Below are 18,425 nucleotides of genomic sequence, written 5' to 3' on the forward strand. Positions count from 1 at the left end.
CCACCGCCACCACCTTCTCCCCCGCCCCAGCGGCATAGACCAGCTCGGTGGCCCCGGGCGAGAGCGCGGCGATGCGGCTTGCCGGCTGCTCGAGGCATACCTCGCGGTCGCGGTCGTCCACCGCGCAGCGCCCATCCGCCAGGGCCGGCGCCGCTGCCAGGGACAGCAGCGCCAGGGGCAGATGCCGTAACAGGCTAGTGGCCATTATCCACCGAAGTGCAGGCTAAGGAAGGCGGCCCGGCCGGCGTTGATGTAATCGAACGGCATCGACTGGAAGGTGACCGGGTCGAACTCGGCGCCCTGAGCCGTGACGACCTCCTTGTCCAGCACGTTATCCAGCGTGGCGCGCAGCGACCACATGGGCGCGAAGTCCCATCCTGCGCGGAGGTTAACAGTGCCATGGCCGGGTAGGCGCTCGGCGTTGGCGGCATCGTTGTAGCGGTGGTTCTGGACGACCCAAGAGCCCCCCAGGGACCAGTCGCCCAGCTCACGGTCCAGATCCAAACGCAGCCCCTGGGTGGCACGACGCGCCAGGCGCTTGCCGGCGTTGTCGCCGCTGCGATTCTCGGGGTCCATCCAGGTCAAGGCCGCGGCAAGCGCCCAGTCATCGACCTCGGCACCCAGCGCCAGCTCGGCGCCACGAATGCGAGCCTCGTGGACATTGACCGGGCGGAAGGCCTCGTCGAGAGCGATAAGCTCCTCCACCTCGGTCTGGTAGGCGGCAAGATCCCAGAACCAGTGACCATACTGGCCACGCAGGCCGAGCTCGACGGTACTCGACGTTTCCGCCTTCAGGTCGGGATTGCTGGACCCTGCGAAGGGGAAGTAGAGCTCATTGAAGGTGGGTGCACGAAAGGCCGACCCATAGCTGGCACGAGCGACATGATACTCGTCCAGGGCGTAGCCGAGGGCCAGGCTTCCGGTGAGCTCCTCACCGAACGCCTGGTTGTCATCATGTCGCAGGCTCAGCTGTGTCGTCAGCGGGTGAAAGTCCAAGAAGCCCTGGGCAAACACAGCCCGGTTGTATCGCCTATCTTCATCGAAGGAGAGGCCCGAGGTCTGGCTGTCCCCCAGATCATCCTCGGCATACTCGGCACCGGCCACCAGCTCGTGGGGCCCCAGCGCCAGGGTGTTATGCCACTGAGCGGTGCGGGTGCGGGTCTCGAACAGCGAGCTGTAGGTTGGGGCCTGGGTGTCACGCTCATCGCGCGCTTCGCTGAGGGTCAGGCGACTCCTCCAGCGATCCGTCAGCGGCTGTTCCGCGTAGACACCCGCCACCTGTTGCAGGAAGCCATCCGTTGCAGCACCGGGGGCATCGAACTCCGCACTCCCCCTGGAGCGCAACGCCAGCAGCCCCACTTCGGCATGGTTATTGAAGGTGTGCGAGAGTCGCACCAGACCGCTGGTATTGTCGTGGCCCTTGTCGTCACCATCCTGACGCACCGGGGCGCCATCGGTCTCGAAGCGGCTGCCGGCAACATAGTAGCGGGTACCGCCGCTGCTGCCAGTGAGGCTGGCGCTGTAGCGCTGGGTATTGAAGGAACCACCGCCCACGGAAACCCGCGGCTGAGGAGCCCCCTCCTCGCCTTTCGGGGTAAAGAGTTGCACCACCCCGCCTACCGCATCGGCGCCAAAGAGGCTGCCGCGGGGGCCACGCACGATCTCGGCCCGCTCGAACATCCGCGGGTCGAGAAACTCCCAGGCGGCCGCCCCGGTGGTGGCGGCTCTCAGCCGAATCCCGTCGATCAGCAGGACATGGGCATTGCTGCCGGTCCCGCGCAGGAAGAGGCTGCTCTGTTTGCCGAAGCTGCCTTGGGTGGTGATATCCACACCCGGTTGGCCACGGAGCAGGTCGGTGACGCTGGTGGGGTCCTGGCGACGCAGGGTGGCCTCATCCAGCACGGTGACGGAAGCCAGGGTTTCGTCGGCGGTGCGCGGCGCCAGGGCGGCGGTGACCACCAGGGGATTGAGGCGCATGGCCTGGTTGGTGTCGGCCTCGGGGGCCTGGGCCTGGACGGCCAGCGGCAGCGCGGCGAGGCCAAAGGCGGCCAGGCCACGGGTAGCGTTACGTGTGGTTTTCATGATTGTCCCTTGCTCTGCGGCGTCCTGGGCCAGCCAGCCGGGAGGCCGCACAGGCGTCGCGCCACGGGCGACATGGGCACGATGCCACGCCCCATCCCGGGCAGGATCAGCGCCACCGTCGCGCCGTCCTGGCGCTCGGCGGCGGCCGCGCGCCATGTGTCATAGCGGCTGATACGGTTGGTTCTTGTGTAGGAGTTTGAACTATAACCGATTTTCAGCCGCTTCTTTCATGCTCGGTGCAATACCGGGTTAGCCCTGCACCACCTTGAGGTCCGGAGCACTATGGCCCAGGTTCTCCAGCAGGCGCTCGCCATACCAGTCGAGGAAGTCGATCACCCCGAACTCGTAGGTCTCAGAGTAGGGACCGGGCTCGTAGGCCTTGGAGTTGATGCCGCGCTGGTTCTCCTCGGCCAGGCGACGGTCCTGGTCGTTGGTGGCGTCCCACACCCGGCGCATGGTCTCGGTGTGGTAGTCGACCCCTTCCACAGCATCCTTGTGCACCAGCCACTTGGTGGTCACCAGCGTCTGCTGGGGCCCCAGCGGCAGCACCCGGAAGACGATGGCGTGATCGCCCATGAAGTGGTTCCAGGAGTTGGGGAGGTGCAGGATACGCAGTGAGCCCAGGTCGGCGCTCTCGATACGCCCCATCAGCTTCTGGGAGGCGGGCTTGCCGTCCATGGTCATGGAGACGGCGCCATCCAGCAGTGGGGTGCGTGTCAGGCGATTGCGCTTGCCGAAACGCTGGAGCTGCCAGGGCACCCCCTGGGCGTCCCACTCCGCCTGCTTCTTCGCCACCAGAGTCTTGTAGGCGGGGGTGGCACGCGGGTCGTCGGTGTCGTCGAACTCCTGCAGGGAGTTGAGCAGCTCCGGGTGGGCGCCGTTGCAGTGGTAGCACTCCCGGTTGTTCTCGATCACCAGCTTCCAGTTGGCCTGCTCGACGATGGAGGACTCCACCGCGACCTTGGTGTTCTCCATGTCATAGGGTTCGAGGTAGTGATTCAGGGTGGCCAGGAAATCGTCGATGGCCGGCGGTTCGTCGGCCAGGCTGACGAAGATAAAGCCGCCGCCGCTCTTTACCTGCACCGGTTTGAGGCCGTACTGGTTCAGATCGAAGTTCTCGCCCATGTCGGAGCCGGCGAACAGCAGGCGTCCGTCCAGCTCGTAGGTCCACTGGTGGTAGGGGCAGACCAGCTTGGCGACCTTACCCTTGTCGCCGACGCAGAGCCGGGAGCCGCGATGCCGACACACGTTGTGGAAAGCATGAATCTTGCCGTTATCGCCCCGCACGATGATCACCGGGTTGTCGCCCACATTCAGGGTCATGTAGTTGCCCTTGGCGGGAATCTCGCTGGTCATGCCGACAAACAGCCACTCCTTGCCGAAGATCTCCTGCATATCCAGGGCGAAGACGCGCTCGTCGTTATAGAAGGGCTGGGGCAGGGAGAAATTGCGTTGACGACTGCGCAGCATCTCCACGGTGGTTTCCCGGGCCGGGGCCAGGGGGTCATCCAGACGAGCGAGGGACTTGGATTCCATGGGCACTTCCTCAATTTCAGGCGGCGGGTCAGGCCGAGTCATTGTTGATTGTGAGCTTCGTCAGCGGCTGGGGTCAGGCTCGCGCTGCATCGGCGCGAGCGTGATTTGCGGCGAGTGTGGGGCAGAGTTGCAGTAGGCAATTGTCTGTCGGCGACAGAAGGTGATACGCCGGCGACGCCGGGCGAAATTTCGCTGCTGGTGTCTGGGTGCCAGGGATATGCCCGTGTCGCTAACAGGCATGTGATGACGCTAACCCTTGGCGCAAAATTCGCCTCAACGACAAGCGGTGGTGCCGCGGTCGGAAACAGCCCCCTCCCATGGTGCAGCCCAGGCGAATCGATAATGACAATGAACTTCCTCAACCCTGTCACCACCCAGACCTGGACCAATGGTCGCCACTTGGTGCGCTGTGTCAAGGTGATCCAGGAGACCTGGGACGTGCGTACCTTCTGCTTCATGGCCGAGCAGCCGGTGCTGTTCTTCTTCAAGCCGGGGCAGTTCGTGACCCTGGAACTGGAGATCGACGGCGAGCAGGTGATGCGCTCCTACACCATTTCCAGCTCTCCCTCGGTGCCCTACAGCTTCTCCATCACCGTCAAGCGGATGCCCGGAGGCAAGGTCTCCAACTGGCTCCACGACAACCTCAAGGTCAATGACGAGCTGGCGGTGCATGGCCCGGTGGGCAACTTCAACGCCATCGACTATCCGGCGGAGAAGGTGCTGATGCTCTCCGGCGGCGTCGGCGTCACGCCGCTGATGTCCATGGTGCGCTGGTTCTTCGATACCAACTCGGCGGTGGATGTCGAGTTCGTACACAGTGCTCGGACTCCCCAGGACATCATCTTCCACCGCGAGCTTGCGCATATCTTCTCGCGGATTCCCGAGTTCAAGCTGCACATTATCTGCGAGCGCAGCGACGAACTCGGCGAGGCCTGGTCCGGCTTCCGTGGTTACCTGAGTCAGGCGATGCTCGAGCTGATGACCCCCGATTTTATGGATCGGGAGATCTTCTGCTGCGGCCCCACCCCCTATATGAATGCCGTCAAGAACCTGCTTCAGCACAGCGGCTTCGATATGAGTCGCTACCACGAGGAGTCCTTCGGGGCGACCCCGGCAGATGTGAAGGAGGAGGTGCTTGAACTCGCTGAGCAGGCCGAGGTGGAGGCCGAGGAGCTGGACGTTGCCGATATGCTCAGCGTGGAGTTCACGGCCACCGGCAAGAGCGTGCGTATCCAGCCCGGCGATACCGTGCATAACGCCGCCGCCAAGCTGGGCCTGCATATCCCCAAGGCTTGTGGCATGGGGATCTGCGGCACCTGTCGGGTCCCGCTGACCTCGGGCCAGGTGGAGATGGAGCACAACGGCGGCATCACCGACGAAGACGTGGCGGAGGGCTATATCCTCTCCTGCTGCAGCAAGCCGGTGGGCGATGTGGTGGTGGAGTACTAGGCACTCCACCACCAGGGTGAGTGGCGTCGGGCATTGCGTCGGGATGGCCGCTTCCCCGACACTGAAGGCTTTCCTCGCCACTCTCAGGGGCAAGTCCGTCATGACCGTGACTCCCGAGGCGCCGCCGCTGTCGGTCGGCTTCGTCCTGCTGCACCGCTTCACCCTGCTGCCCTTCGCCGCCTTCGTCGACTGCCTGCGTCTGGCCGCCGACGAGGGGGACCGCAGCCGCCAGCTGCGCTGCCACTGGACCTTCATGACCAGTGCGGGTCAGGAGGCGCTCTCCAGCTGCGGCGCCGCGGTTTCCCCCTGCCTGTCGTTTCGAGACCCCACCGAGTTCGACTATATCGTGGTGATCGGGGGCGTGCAGGGCGAGCGCGACCGCACGGATTCCACCGCTTTGGCCTACCTGCGACAGGCGGCGGGTGCCGGGGTGCCGCTGGTGGGGCTGTGCACCGGCGTCTTTGCCCTGATCCAAGCGGGCCTGATGAAGGGGCGGCGCTGCTGTGTCAGTTGGTATCACCATCGCGACATGATCCAGCGCTTCCCCTCCATCGAACCGGTTGCCGACCGCCTGTTCATCGACGAAGGCGACCGCCTCACCTGTGCGGGCGGAGCGGCGGCGGCAGACCTGGCCGCCTACCTGGTCGAGCGCCATCTGGGCAAGGCGTGGGCCATGAAGAGCCTGCATATCATGCTGCTCGACGAGGCCCGTGCCGGCACCCAGCCCCAGCCGCAGCCGGTGGTATTCGGCAAGATCGGGGATCGCCTGGTGCGCCGCGCCATCGCCGTGCTCGAGCAGCATCTGGGCGAGGCGATCTCGATGGAGGCGCTGGCCGAGCGGGTCGGCACCTCGCGCCGTAACCTGGAGCGCCGCTTTCAGGAAACCCTGGGGGTCGGGCCTCAGAAGTTCGCCCGGGACCTGCGGCTGCGCTATGGCGTGTGGCTGCTCCACTACACCGGCAAGAGCATCACCGAGATCGGCGAGCGCTGTGGCTTCGCCGATACCGCCCATTTTTCACGCCACTTCCGTAGCGCCTTCGGCATGACGCCGTCGGAGATGCGCAAGCGCGCCGGCGAGCCCGGAAGCGACCGCGTCGATCCCTTCTTCCTGCATGTCGAGGGCCGTCCGGCACTCTGATGCCCTCCTGGCTGACCGCCGCCTGCCGTGACTTCATGCCTTCCGCGTGGGGCGCGGCTGTGCCCGCTTAGGCAGGCTGCCGGCATTCCGGGCGCGTCCCTGGCGTTCCGGAAGTCTGTCGCATTTGTTCAATTCTTATCCGTCGGCGTCGCCTTTAATCAGGGCGTGAGCCGGATGGTCTCGGCAGCGGTTATCAGCGCATAAGGATTTCACATTTTCCACCTGGGCAGGTCATCGATAGATTCGAGAAACAGCCTGCCGCACCCGATAACAACAGGAGTCAGTCATGAACCAGGTTTCTCTCGCCGCCTTCGATTCCCAGGTCGCCGCCGCCGTCGCCGAGGAGGTGGCTCGCCAGGAGGCGCATGTCGAGCTGATCGCCTCCGAGAATTACGCCAGCCGCGCCGTCATGGAGGCCCAGGGCACCCAACTGACCAACAAGTACGCCGAGGGCTACCCGGGCAAGCGCTACTACGGTGGCTGCGAGCATGTCGACGTGGTGGAGCAGCTGGCCATCGACCGCGCCTGCGACCTGTTCGGCGCCGACTACGCCAACGTCCAGCCCCACTCCGGCGCCCAGGCCAATGCCGCGGCCTTCATGGCCCTGGTCAAGCCGGGCGACACCATCCTCGGCATGAGCCTGGCCCACGGCGGCCACCTGACCCACGGCGCCGCGCCGAACTTCTCCGGCAAGCACTACCACGCGGTGCAGTACGGCCTGAACCCCGAGACCGGCGAGATCGACTACGAGGAGGTCGAGCGCCTGGCGCGCAGCCACAAGCCCAAGCTGATCATTGCCGGTTTCTCTGCCTACGCCCGGGTCGTCGACTGGCGGCGCTTCCGCACCATCGCCGACGAAGTCGGTGCCTGGTTCATGGTCGATATGGCCCACGTGGCGGGTCTTATCGCCGCCGGCCACTACCCGAGCCCGATCCCCCATGCCCACGTGGTCACCACCACCACCCACAAGACCCTGCGCGGCCCGCGCGGTGGCCTGATCCTCTCCGCCGCCGGCGATGCGGATCTCTACAAGAAGCTCAACGGTGCGGTCTTCCCCGGCCAGCAGGGTGGGCCGCTGATGCACGTCATCGCCGCCAAGGCGGTGGCCTTCAAGGAGGCCATGAGCCAGGAGTTCGTCCAGTACCAGCAGCGCGTCATCGACAACGCCCGGGCCATGGCTGGGGTGTTCATGGCGCGCGGTTACGACGTGGTCTCCGGCGGCACCGACGACCACCTCTTCCTGGTCTCGCTGATCAAACAGGGCGTCACCGGCAAGGACGCCGACGCGGCGCTGGGCCGTGCCCATATCACCGTCAACAAGAACGCCGTGCCCAACGACCCCCAGAGCCCCTTCGTCACCTCCGGCCTGCGCATCGGCACCCCGGCGGTGACCACCCGCGGCTTCAGTGAGACCGAGTGTGGCGAGCTGGCCGGCTGGATCTGCGACATCCTCGATGTGCTGGCCGAGCAGCGCAACAGCGACGCCGTGGAGGCCGAAGTGCGCGAGAAGGTCGCCGAGCTCTGCGAGCGTCATCCGGTCTATGCCACGCCGGCGGCCGATGGCGACAAGGCCCTGGCAGGTGAGCCGGCCGAGTCCGTGCTCTAAACGCCGACACGAATCAGGAGAGGTTTCATGCAACGCTATTCAGGATTCGGGCTGGCGAAGCACGCGCTCAGCCACCATGAGAACTGGGAGCGCCAGTGGCGCAACCCCACCCCCAAGAAGCAGTACGATGTGATCATCGTCGGCGGCGGCGGCCACGGCCTGGCCACCGCCTACTACCTGGCCAAGGAGCACGGCATCACCAACGTGGCCGTGGTGGAGAAGGGCTGGCTGGGCGGCGGCAACACCGCCCGCAACACCACCATCGTGCGCTCCAACTATTTGTGGGACGAGTCGGCGGCGCTCTACGAGCACGCCATGAAGCTCTGGGAGGGGCTCTCCCAGGACCTCAACTACAATGTGATGTTCTCCCAGCGCGGTGTGCTCAACCTGGGCCATACCCTGCAGGACATGCGCGACATCCAGCGCCGGGTCAACGCCAACCGCCTCAACGGTATCGACGGCGAGGTGCTGGACGCCAAGGGCGTGCAGGAGATCGTGCCGATCATGGACTGCTCGAAGAACGCCCGCTACCCGGTGCTGGGCGCCTCCTGGCAGCCGCGGGCCGGCGTGGCGCGCCACGACGCCGTGGCCTGGGGCTATGCCCGGGCCGCCGATGCGCTCGGCGTGGATCTGCTGCAGAACACCGAGGTCACCGGCTTCAAGATCCGCGACGGCCGCGTCTACGGGGTGCATACCAACCGCGGTGACATCGAGGCCAAGACCGTGGGCTGCGTGGCGGCGGGCAACTCCGGGGTGTTGGCGAAGATGGCCGGCTTCCGGCTGCCGCTGGAGTCCCACCCGCTGCAGGCGCTGGTCTCCGAACCGCTCAAGCCGGTGTTGGATACGGTGGTGATGTCCAACCACGTGCACGGCTATATCAGCCAGACCGACAAGGGTGACCTGGTGATCGGTGCCGGCATCGATGGCTACAACGGTTACGGCCAGCGCGGCAGCTACCCCACCGTGGAGCACACCCTGCAGGCCATCGTCGAGATGTTCCCGATCTTCTCGCGGGTGCGCATGAACCGCCAGTGGGGCGGCATCGTCGACACCTGCCCGGACGCCTGCCCGATCCTCTCCGCCACGCCGGTGAAGGGGCTCTACTTCAACTGCGGCTGGGGCACCGGCGGCTTCAAGGCCACACCGGGCTCGGGTCATGTCTTCGCCTGGACCCTGGCCAAGAACCAGGCCCATCCGCTGGCGGCCCCGTTCTCCATCGACCGTTTCCATAGCGGCGCCCTCGTCGACGAACACGGCGCCGCGGGTGTGGCGCATTAAGGAGGCAATCCCATGTTTCATATCTACTGCCCCTACTGCGAGGAGTACCGCGAGGAAGAGGAGTTTCATCCCAAGGGCCAGGCGCATATCGCCCGCCCGGCGGACCCCGAGGCCTGCACCGACGAGCAGTGGGGCGACTACCTCTTCTTCCGCGACAACCCCCGCGGCATTCACCACGAGCTGTGGGTGCACGCCGTGGGCTGTCGCAAGTTCTTCAACATCACGCGCAACACCGTGAGCTACGAGATCCTCGAGACCTACAAGATGGGCGAGCAGCCGCGCTTCACCGCCGAGTATCCCGAGGGCAAGCCCGACGAGCAGGTCGCCGCTGAGAAAGTCGCCGCCGAGGCGGCAGGGGTCGAGCGTCAGGAAGGAGTCAAGGCATGAGCCAGGTCAACCGTCTTCGCGAGGGCGGGCGCATCGATCGCGCTCGTCGGCTTAACTTCACCTTCAACGGCAAGCGCTACCAGGGCCATGCCGGCGACACCCTGGCCTCGGCGCTGCTCGCCAACGGGGTGGATATCGTCAACCGCAGCTTCAAGTACTCGCGGCCCCGCGGCATCGTCGCCGCCGGCGCCGAGGAGCCCAATGCGCTGATCCAGCTGGGCAGCACCGAGGCGACCCAGGTGCCCAACGTGCGCGCCACCCAGCAGGCGCTGTTCGAGGGGCTCACCGCACAGAGCACCAACGGCTGGCCCAACGTCCAGCGCGATGTGATGAGCCTGGTGGGCAAGCTGGGCGGGCGCTTCATGCCGCCGGGCTTCTACTACAAGACCTTCATGGCCCCGGCCTCCATGTGGATGACCTACGAGAAGTTCATCCGCAAGGGCGCGGGCCTGGGCCGCAGCCCCATGGAGCGCGATCCGGATATCTATGACCACCTCAACCAGCACTGCGACCTGCTGGTGATCGGCGCCGGCCCGGTGGGCCTCGCGGCGGCGCTGACCGCGGCGCGTACCGGCGCCCGGGTGATCCTGGCCGACGAGCAGGAGGAGATGGGCGGCTCGCTGCTCGACAGTCGCGAGACCCTCAACGGCCAGCCGGCTTCCCAGTGGGTCGCCCAGGTGCTGGAGGAGCTCGCCGGGCTCGACAACGTCACCCTGCTGCCCCGCACCACCGCCCACGGCTACCACGACCACCACTTCGTGACCCTGCACGAGCGGCGCACCGAGCATCTCGGCGAGACCGCGCCGCTGGCCGCCGGCGTTCGTCCCGCCCGGTCGCGCCTGCATCGTGTGCGCGCCGGCCAGGTGCTGCTGGCCACCGGCGCCCACGAGCGGCCGCTGGTCTACGCCGGCAACGACGTGCCGGGTAACCTGGTCGCCGGTGCCGTCTCCACCTATATCCGTCGCTACGGCGTGGTACCGGGCAACAAGCTGGTGCTCTCCGTCAGCAACGACCACGCCTACCGCGCCGCCCTGGACTGGGATGAGGCCGGTCGCGAGGTGGTGGCCATCGTCGATGCACGTCCGGCGCCGGACGGCGAGCTGGTGGAGCAGGCCCGCGACCGCGGACTCCGCGTCATCACAGGCTCGGCCGTGCTCGAGGCCAAGGGCAGCACCCGTGTGAGCGGCGCCCGCATCGCCACCATCGATACCGCGACCTTCACGGTCACCGGCCAGGCCGAGACCCTGGCCTGCGACACCATCGCCAGCTCCGGCGGCTACAGCCCGGTGATCCACCTGGCCTCCCACACCGGGGCGCGACCCACCTGGAACGACGAGGTCCTCGGCTTCGTGCCGAGCCTGGTGAAGGGCGTGCACGCCGCCGGCAGCGCCCGGGGGATCCATGACCTGGCCGAAGGGCTGGCCGACGGCATGGCCAAGGCCTGCGAGGCGCTCGCCGAGCTGGGCAAGTCCGCCGAGGTCATCGCGCTGCCCCAGGTCGAGGCGCGTCGGGAAGGGGTCGCCTGCGCGCTCTATCAGGTGCCCCACGAGAAGCCGACCCTGCGCGCGCCCAAGCAGTTCGTCGATATGCAGAACGATGTCACCGCGGCGGCCATCGAGCTCGCCACCCGTGAGGGCTTCGAGTCCATCGAGCACGTCAAGCGCTACACCGCCATGGGCTTCGGCACCGACCAGGGCAAGCTCGGCAACATCAACGGCATGGCCATCGCCGCCCGCTGCCTGGGCAAGTCGATCCCCGAGGTGGGCACCACGGTGTTCCGGCCCAACTACACGCCGGTCACCTTCGGTGCCATCGCCGGTCGCCACTGCCGCGACCTCTTCGACCCCGAGCGCTACACCGCCATGCACCAGTGGCACGTGGAACACGGCGCCGAGTTCGAGGAGGTGGGCCAGTGGAAGCGCCCCTGGTACTTTCCACAGAGCGTCAACGGCAAGCAGGAGACCATGCATGAAGCCGTGGCCCGGGAGTGCCTGGCGGTGCGCGAGAAGGTCGGCATCCTCGATGCCTCCACGCTCGGCAAGATCGATATCCAGGGGCCGGATGCCCGGGAGTTCCTCAACCGCATCTACACCAACAAGTGGGCCAAGCTGGCCGTCGGCCGCGCCCGCTACGGGCTGATGTGCAAGGACGACGGCATGCTGATGGACGACGGCACCACCAGCTGCCTGGGCGAGAACCACTTCCTGATGACCACCACCACCGGCGGCGCCGCCGGGGTCATGGAGTGGCTGGAGCTGTGGCACCAGACCGAGTGGCCGGAGCTGAACGTCACCTTCACCTCGGTGACCGACCACTGGGCGACCATGACCATCACCGGGCCGGAGGCGCGTAACCTGCTCGCCGAGATCACCGATATCGATCTGGCTCGTGACCGGTTCAAGTTCATGGACTGGCGCGAGGGCAAGGTGGCCGAGGTGCCGGCGCGGGTGTTCCGCATCTCCTTCACCGGTGAGCTCGCCTACGAGATCAACGTCCAGGCCAACTATGCGCTGCATGTCTGGAAGACGCTCTTCCAGCACGGCGAGAAGTACGGCCTGACGCCCTATGGCACCGAGACCATGCACGTCCTGCGCGCGGAAAAGGGCTTTATCATCGCCGGCCAGGACACCGACGGCTCGGTGACCCCGGAGGACCTGGGGATGCAGTGGGCCGTCGGTTACGACAAGCCCTACTCCTGGGTGGGCAAGCGGGCCCTGTCGCGCTCGGATACTCGGCGCATCGACCGTAAGCAGCTGGTGGGCCTCAAGCCCAAGGATCCCACCGTGGTGCTGGAGGAGGGTGCCCAGATTGTCTTCGATCCGGACCACGCCATCCCCATGCCCATGGTGGGCCATGTGACCTCCAGCTACTACAGCCCGACCCTGCAGAGCGGCTTCGCGCTGGCCGTGGTCAAGGGCGGCCAGTCGCGCATGGGCCAAACCGTCTATCTGCCCATGGCCGACGGCAAGACCCATGCCGCAGAAATCGTCGGCCCGATCTTCTACGACCCCAAGGGAGAGCGCCAGCATGTCTGAGCAAACCGCCAACTGGTTCAACCTCTACGACGCGCGACCCGACACCGAGGTACCGGCGGAGTCCCCGCTGGCCTGGTCCTATCAGAACAGCGGCCGGCCGAGCGTCAGCCAGAGGAGCCGCGTGGTGCTGCGCGAACGGCCGATGCTCGGCCATCTGATCCTGCGCGGCGGCGCCATCGTGCTCGATGAGGCGGTGCGCCGGGTGCTCGGCTTCGGCGTGCCGGGACGCCCCAATTCGCTCAGCCAGGACGAGGGCGGCGAGCGCTCGATCCAGTGGCTCTCGCCGGATGAGTGGCTGTTGATCGTGCCCGGCGGCGAGGAGTTTTCTCTGGAGAGCAGGCTGCGCGAGGCCCTGGGCGACGCCCACTACGCCATCGTCAACGTCAGCGGCGGCCAGACCCTGCTCGAGCTCGAGGGCGACAAGGCCCGGGAGCTGTTGATGAAGTCGACGCCCTACGACGTCCATCCCGACGCCTTCCCGGTGGGCAAGGGGGTGACCACGGTATTCGCCAAGAGCAACCTGATCCTGCGCCGCCCCACGGAAACCCGCTGGGAGCTGGTGCTGCGTAGAAGCTTTGCCGACTACTGCTATCGCTGGATCCTCGATGCTGGCAGGGAGTATGCCATCGGCGTCGAGGCCTGACAGGGGCGGGGCCGGCAGCCGTCGGCCCCCTCCGGGAGAGAACATCATGCACGACAACAACAATCTCTGGATCCTGGCGGCCCAGTGCCCGAGCCGGCTCGGCACCGTGGACGTGGTGACCCGCTTCCTCAAGGAGAGCCGCTGCTACATCACCGAGCAGCACACCTTCGATGACCGGCAGAGCGGTGGCTTCTTCATCCGCACCGAGTTTCGTCCCGAGGAGGCGGACTTCGACGCGGCGGCCTTCCAGGCCGGCTTCGCCGAGCGCGCCGCCGAGTTCGAGATGAGCTTCGAGCTGACCGCCCCGGGCACGCGCATGCCGGTGGTGATCATGGTCTCCAAGGCCGATCACTGCTTGAACGACCTGCTCTATCGCTACCGCATCGGCCAGCTGCCGATCGACATTCGCGCCATCGTCTCCAATCACCCGGACCTGGCGACCCTGGCGGAGTGGCACGGCATTCCCTATCACCACTTCCCCATCACGGCCGAGACCAAGCCCGAGCAGGAGGCCCGGGTCTGGGCGGTGGTCGAGGAGACCGGCGCCGAGCTGGTGATCCTCGCCCGCTACATGCAGGTGCTGTCGAGCGATATGTGCGAGAAGCTCAGCGGCCGGGCGATCAATATCCACCACTCCCTGCTGCCGGGCTTCAAGGGCGCCAAGCCCTACCACCAGGCCTATGCCAAGGGCGTGAAGCTGGTCGGCGCCACCGCCCACTACATCAACGACGACCTGGACGAGGGGCCGATCATCACCCAGGGCGTCGAGCCGGTGAGTCATACCGACTACCCGGAGGACCTGGTGGCCAAGGGGCGCGATATCGAGTGCCTCACCCTGTCCCGAGCCGTCGCCCTGCACGTGGAGCGCCGCGTCTTCCTGCACGCCAACCACACCGTGGTCTTCGATCGCTAACGCATGACGTGGGTGTGTGGTGTAGGAGGCCGGCTCTGCCGGGCGAATGGCGCCGTCAGGCGCCCAGTGAAGAACTCAACATAAAGGTCATGAAACCATGCCAATCAGCGTCTTCGATCTGTTCAAGGTCGGCGTCGGACCGTCGAGCTCCCATACCGTGGGTCCCATGCAGGCCGCCTACGACTTCGTCGATGAGCTCAAGGCGCGCGAATGGCTCGAAGGTGTCTCTCGCCTCGAGGTCCAGCTCTTCGGTTCGCTGTCGGCCACCGGCATCGGCCACGGCACCGATCGCGCCGTGATCATGGGGCTGATGGGCGAGCGCCCCAACCGCATCGACCCGGCCATCATCGGTCCCTGCCTCCAGGAACTGCGTGAGACCGCCACCCTGCGACTGGACAGGCGCCACCCGGTGCCCTTCCTGTGGGAGCGGGACATGCAGCTCCATCCCGACAGCCTGCCCCACCACCCCAACGCCATGCGGCTGATCGCCCACGGCCACGGCGGTGAGTGCTACCAGAACACCTACTACTCGGTGGGCGGCGGCTTCGTGGTGAACCAGGCCCAGGCCGAGCAGGGCGATCTCGACGCCGATACCACCGAGCTGCCCTACGACTTCCAGACCGCCGCCGATCTGATGCGCATGTGCCGGGAGAGCGGCCTGCGCATCAGCGAGCTGATGCTGGCCAACGAGACCGCCTGGCGCAGCGAGGCCGAGATTCGCGCCGGCCTGTGGCAGATCTGGCTGGCCATGAAGGCCTGCGTGGAGAAGGGCCTGGAGGCCGAGGGCGTGCTGCCCGGGGGCCTCAACGTCCGCCGGCGCGCCCGCTCGCTGCACCAGCGGCTGCTGGCGGCCGATGACAACCCCTCGCTGATCGCCTCGACGATGACGGCCATGGACTGGGTCAACCTCTATGCCCTGGCGGTCAACGAGGAGAACGCCGCCGGCGGGCGCATGGTCACCGCGCCCACCAACGGCGCGGCGGGCATCATTCCGGCGGTACTGCACTACTACATGCAGTTCCAGCCGGATGCCTGCGAGCGCGACGTGGTGGATTTCCTGCTGGCCGCCGGGGCCGTGGGCATCCTGTGCAAGAAGAACGCCTCCATCTCCGGCGCCGAGGTGGGCTGCCAGGGCGAGGTGGGGTCGGCCTGCGCCATGGCTGCCGCCGGGCTCACCGAGGTGATGGGCGGCAGCGTCGGTCAGGTGGAGAACGCCGCCGAGATCGGCCTGGAGCACAACCTGGGGCTGACCTGCGACCCGGTGGGAGGCCTGGTGCAGGTGCCCTGCATCGAGCGCAACGCCATCGCCTCGGTGAAGGCGATCAACGCCGCCCAGATGGCGCTGCGCGGCGACGGCGAGCACTTCATCTCCCTGGACAAGGTGATTCGCACCATGCGCGACACCGGGGCCGACATGCAGGAGAAGTACAAGGAGACTTCCCGCGGCGGCCTGGCCGTCAACGCCATCGAGTGCTGAGGCTCAGCGCCGGATGCCGATGGTGCGTCCGGCGAGCTCCGGCCAGGCACCGTCGTCGGCATGGGGCAGGGCGGCGATGGCCTCGGCCACCGGCGCCGGGAAGGCGTCGGGGCGGCCGCTCTCCCGGTTCATGCCCATCAGCATCTGCTCGCTGGTGGCCAGCAGATTGCCCTCCTCGTCGAACAGCGTGAAGAAGGCATGCAGCCGCTTGGCGTCGCGGTCCAGCAGGGTCACCGCGACCTCGAGCGGCTGGCCCTGATGGGCCTCGCGGCGGTAGCAGAGATGGGTCTCCAGGGTGTAGAGCGTGTAGCCGTGCCGGTCGCGCCCGGCCGAGTCCAGGTCGATACGGTCCATCAGCGCCTCCACCGCCAGGGAGAAGACCCTGGCGTATTCGGCGTCGTTCATATGACCGTTGTAGTCGACCCACTCCGGGGCGACCCGGGTCGTGAAAATCACCATCAGATGCGTCCCTCCAGGCCTTCCGCTTCCGGCCAGTATTTCTGAACCAGGTCGAGCAGTTCAACCAGGAAGTCGTCGCGGCGACGGTCGAGTTCGCTGACCGGCCGGCCGGCGGCCTGGTATTCGCAGCCCTCGACCACCTTGTCGATCAGCGTGTCGGTGAGCTCGGGGGCCTCGAGCTTGGTCCAGGGCAGCTTCAGGGCGGGGCCGAACTGCTCCAGCATATGGCGCATGCCCGATTCGCCGCCGGCCAGGTGGAAGGTCAGGAAGGTGCCCATCAGCGACCAGCGCAGGCCGCAGCCGTAGACCACGGCGGCGTCCACCTCCTCGGTGGTGGCCACGCCGTCGTTGACCAGGTGCAGGGCCTCCCGCCACAGCGCCTCCATCAGGCGATCGGCGATATGCCCCTCGATCTCCCGGCGCACCACCAGGGGACGCATCTCGAGTGCCTGGTAGAGCCCCCGGGCGCGCTCGATCGGCTCGACGGCGGTGGCCTCGCCCCCCACCAGCTCCACCAGCGGCAGCAGGTAGACCGGGTTGAAGGGGTGGGCGACGATCACCCGCCCCGGGGCGCGGGTGCAGTCCCGCTGCAGGTCGCTGGGCTTAAAGCCGGACGTCGACGACCCGATGATGACTTCCGGTGCCGCCACGGCGTCCAGGGCGGCGAGGATCTCGCGCTTGAGCGGGAGGCGCTCCGGCACGTTCTCCTGGATCAGGTCGGCGCCGGCCACGGCCGCTTCGAGGCTGTCGACGAAGGTGAGTCGCGCGGGGCTGGCGCCCTCGGCCAGGCCCAGGCGCTCGAGAGACGGCCAGGCGTTGTCGACGAAGGCGCGGGTACGCTCAGGGGCCTCCGGGGCCGGGTCGAAGGCCACCACGTCCCAGCCCCGGGCCAGGGCCCGGGCGATCCAGCCGTTGCCGATCACCCCGGTGCCGATCACGGCGAGACGACGACTCATGCCTCACCTCCTGCGACGCTCTCGAGCGCTTTCTCGACAATCTGGCCGGTGCGCGGGTCGCGCAGCCCCAAGTGGGCGCGGGTCTCGGCGGGGGTCATGACCCGGGCGCCGAGGTTCTCGATGAGGGTGGTGGCCTTCTCCACCAGCTGGCCGTTGGTGGCCAGCACCCCCTTCTCCAGGTAGAGGTTGTCCTCCAGGCCGACCCGGGCATGACCGCCCAGCAGCACCGCCTGGGCGACCATGGGCATCTGCTGGCGACCGATGCCGAAGGCGGCCCAGTTGGCGGTCTCCGGCAGCTTGTTGCGCATGGCCAGCATGGTTTCGGTGTCCGCCTCGGCGCCCCAGGGGATGCCCAGGCATAGCTGATAGAGGGGGTCGCCGTCGAGCAGGCCCTCCTGCTGCAGCTGGCGGGCGAACCACACATGGCCCAGGTCGAAGCACTCCAGCTCCGGCTTGACCCCGGCGGCACGGACCAGGCGGGCATGCTCGCGCAGCCAGTCGGCGGGGTTCACGTAGACCATGTCGCCGAAGTTGAGGCTGCCGCAGTCGAGGGTGCAGAGCTCCGGCAGGAGCTCGCCCACCGGCGCGTGGCGCTCCGCCGGGGTCTGGATATCGGTGCCCGGGCCACCGCGGGTGGGGTCTTCGGCGTCGGGAATCCAGTCGCCGCCGCCGCCGGCGGTGATGTTCATGACGATATCCACGTCCGCTTCGCGGACCCGCTCCATCACCTCGCGGAAGTGCTCCACGGAGTGGCTGATGCCACCGGTCTCCGGGTCGCGCACATGGATATGCGCCACGCTGGCGCCGGCCCGGGCGGCCTCGATGCAGCTGTCGGCGATCTGCTTCGGGGTGACCGGCACATGGGGGCTCTTGGCGGTGGTGTCGCCGGCGCCGGTGACGGCGCAGGTCAGAATCACGTTGCGGTTCATATGGGCGCGCTCCCGTTATGGAGTGGATACGCCGCTAGTGTGGGGAATTCGCGCCGGGGGGAGTTGGCATCAGGCGTCATGGAGTTGATGGCCGACGCCGGATCCTTACTGGCGTCGCATGATATCGCCGTGCAGCCGGGCCAGGCGGCCGAGCAGCTGGTTGCGCGGGCCGGGCGGTATGCCTTGGTCGATCAGCGCCTGCTGCATGTGCCCCACCACGGCGTTGAAGTGGGCGTCGGTAAGCCCCATGTGCTGGTGGGCGCGGTCCATGGGTGGGCCGTCATAGCGACAGGGGCCGTCGCTGGTCTCACACAGCTGCTGCTCCAGCGAGGCGACGAACAGATCGATGTTGGTGTTGGCAAAGAAGCCGACAATCTCGGGGTCGTCGGCTAGGCGCAGCGTGAAGTCTTCGACAATGGCACTGATGCCGGCATCGCCGCCAAGCTGTTGATAGAGTGAGCCCTGCCGCTGTTGAGCGCAGCCGGCGAGCAGGATGCTGACGAGCAGGGTGATGAGCAGTGGGCGCAGGGAAGGCAT

General features: G+C 67.0%; 15 protein-coding genes and 1 pseudogene. 9 read left to right on the forward strand and 7 right to left on the reverse strand.

Going from position 1 to position 18,425, the window contains the following annotated elements:
* From HOP52_RS13525 to HOP52_RS13535, 3 genes and pseudogenes are all read right to left on the reverse strand, one after another.
* Positions 1-205, reverse strand: a pseudogene (locus tag HOP52_RS13525) (cobalamin-binding protein); the annotation flags it as partial.
* A complete protein-coding gene (locus HOP52_RS13530) occupies positions 205-2,082 on the reverse strand; it encodes a TonB-dependent receptor domain-containing protein (RefSeq protein WP_238977926.1) in 1,878 nt (625 codons plus the stop codon). The gene HOP52_RS13530 and the pseudogene HOP52_RS13525, both read right to left, overlap by 1 nt.
* A 249-nt stretch (positions 2,083-2,331) precedes the next feature.
* Positions 2,332-3,618: an aromatic ring-hydroxylating oxygenase subunit alpha gene (locus HOP52_RS13535; RefSeq protein WP_238977927.1), complete on the reverse strand. Its 1,287-nt coding sequence runs from the start codon at positions 3,616-3,618 to the stop codon at positions 2,332-2,334.
* A 342-nt stretch (positions 3,619-3,960) separates the two neighbouring features.
* On the opposite strand from HOP52_RS13535, the gene HOP52_RS13540 reads away from it, so the two are divergent.
* From HOP52_RS13540 to HOP52_RS13580, 9 genes are all read left to right on the forward strand, one after another.
* The gene (locus HOP52_RS13540; RefSeq protein ID WP_238977928.1) at positions 3,961-5,067 is read left to right on the forward strand and encodes an FAD-binding oxidoreductase; all 1,107 of its coding nucleotides are present in this window, start codon (positions 3,961-3,963) and stop codon (positions 5,065-5,067) included.
* A 100-nt stretch (positions 5,068-5,167) separates the two neighbouring features.
* The gene (locus HOP52_RS13545; protein WP_238977929.1) at positions 5,168-6,205 is read left to right on the forward strand and encodes a GlxA family transcriptional regulator; all 1,038 of its coding nucleotides are present in this window, start codon (positions 5,168-5,170) and stop codon (positions 6,203-6,205) included.
* 286 nt (positions 6,206-6,491) lie between these two features.
* Positions 6,492-7,811 carry a serine hydroxymethyltransferase gene (gene glyA, locus HOP52_RS13550; protein WP_238977930.1) on the forward strand — a complete coding sequence of 440 codons (1,320 nt, stop codon included), beginning with the start codon at positions 6,492-6,494 and terminating at the stop codon, positions 7,809-7,811.
* A gap of 27 nt (positions 7,812-7,838) precedes the next feature.
* Positions 7,839-9,089, forward strand: coding sequence for a sarcosine oxidase subunit beta family protein (locus HOP52_RS13555; RefSeq protein ID WP_238977931.1), 1,251 nt, complete (start codon positions 7,839-7,841; stop codon positions 9,087-9,089).
* A gap of 12 nt (positions 9,090-9,101) precedes the next feature.
* A complete protein-coding gene (locus tag HOP52_RS13560) occupies positions 9,102-9,476 on the forward strand; it encodes a sarcosine oxidase subunit delta (protein ID WP_238977932.1) in 375 nt (124 codons plus the stop codon).
* Positions 9,473-12,511 carry a sarcosine oxidase subunit alpha family protein gene (locus tag HOP52_RS13565; protein WP_238977933.1) on the forward strand — a complete coding sequence of 1,013 codons (3,039 nt, stop codon included), beginning with the start codon at positions 9,473-9,475 and terminating at the stop codon, positions 12,509-12,511. Before HOP52_RS13560 ends, HOP52_RS13565 begins: the two co-directional genes overlap by 4 nt.
* Entirely contained in the window at positions 12,504-13,154 is a 651-nt protein-coding gene (locus HOP52_RS13570; RefSeq protein ID WP_238977934.1) for a sarcosine oxidase subunit gamma, read from the forward strand. Before HOP52_RS13565 ends, HOP52_RS13570 begins: the two co-directional genes overlap by 8 nt.
* A gap of 46 nt (positions 13,155-13,200) precedes the next feature.
* A complete protein-coding gene (purU, locus tag HOP52_RS13575) occupies positions 13,201-14,067 on the forward strand; it encodes a formyltetrahydrofolate deformylase (RefSeq protein WP_238977935.1) in 867 nt (288 codons plus the stop codon).
* 97 nt (positions 14,068-14,164) lie between these two features.
* A complete protein-coding gene (locus tag HOP52_RS13580; RefSeq protein ID WP_238977936.1) occupies positions 14,165-15,544 on the forward strand; it encodes an L-serine ammonia-lyase in 1,380 nt (459 codons plus the stop codon).
* A gap of 3 nt (positions 15,545-15,547) precedes the next feature.
* Here HOP52_RS13580 and HOP52_RS13585 read toward each other — a convergent pair whose 3' ends face one another.
* The 4 genes from HOP52_RS13585 to HOP52_RS13600 all read right to left on the reverse strand — a co-directional run bounded on the left by HOP52_RS13585 (position 15,548) and on the right by HOP52_RS13600 (position 18,425).
* Positions 15,548-16,003, reverse strand: coding sequence for a thioesterase family protein (locus HOP52_RS13585; protein ID WP_238977937.1), 456 nt, complete (start codon positions 16,001-16,003; stop codon positions 15,548-15,550).
* Positions 16,003-16,959 carry an L-carnitine dehydrogenase gene (locus HOP52_RS13590; RefSeq protein WP_238977938.1) on the reverse strand — a complete coding sequence of 319 codons (957 nt, stop codon included), beginning with the start codon at positions 16,957-16,959 and terminating at the stop codon, positions 16,003-16,005. The genes HOP52_RS13585 and HOP52_RS13590 overlap by 1 nt, the downstream gene beginning before the upstream one ends.
* Positions 16,956-17,888 carry a beta-keto acid cleavage family enzyme gene (locus HOP52_RS13595; RefSeq protein WP_238977939.1) on the reverse strand — a complete coding sequence of 311 codons (933 nt, stop codon included), beginning with the start codon at positions 17,886-17,888 and terminating at the stop codon, positions 16,956-16,958. Before HOP52_RS13595 ends, HOP52_RS13590 begins: the two co-directional genes overlap by 4 nt.
* Positions 17,889-17,993: 105 nt before the next feature.
* Positions 17,994-18,425 (reverse strand): group I truncated hemoglobin, encoded by a 432-nt coding sequence (locus tag HOP52_RS13600; RefSeq protein ID WP_238977940.1) that lies wholly within the window; start codon positions 18,423-18,425, stop codon positions 17,994-17,996.

It is taken from the genome of Billgrantia campisalis, assembly GCF_022341425.1.
Classification (GTDB): Bacteria; Pseudomonadota; Gammaproteobacteria; order Pseudomonadales; family Halomonadaceae; genus Halomonas; species Halomonas campisalis.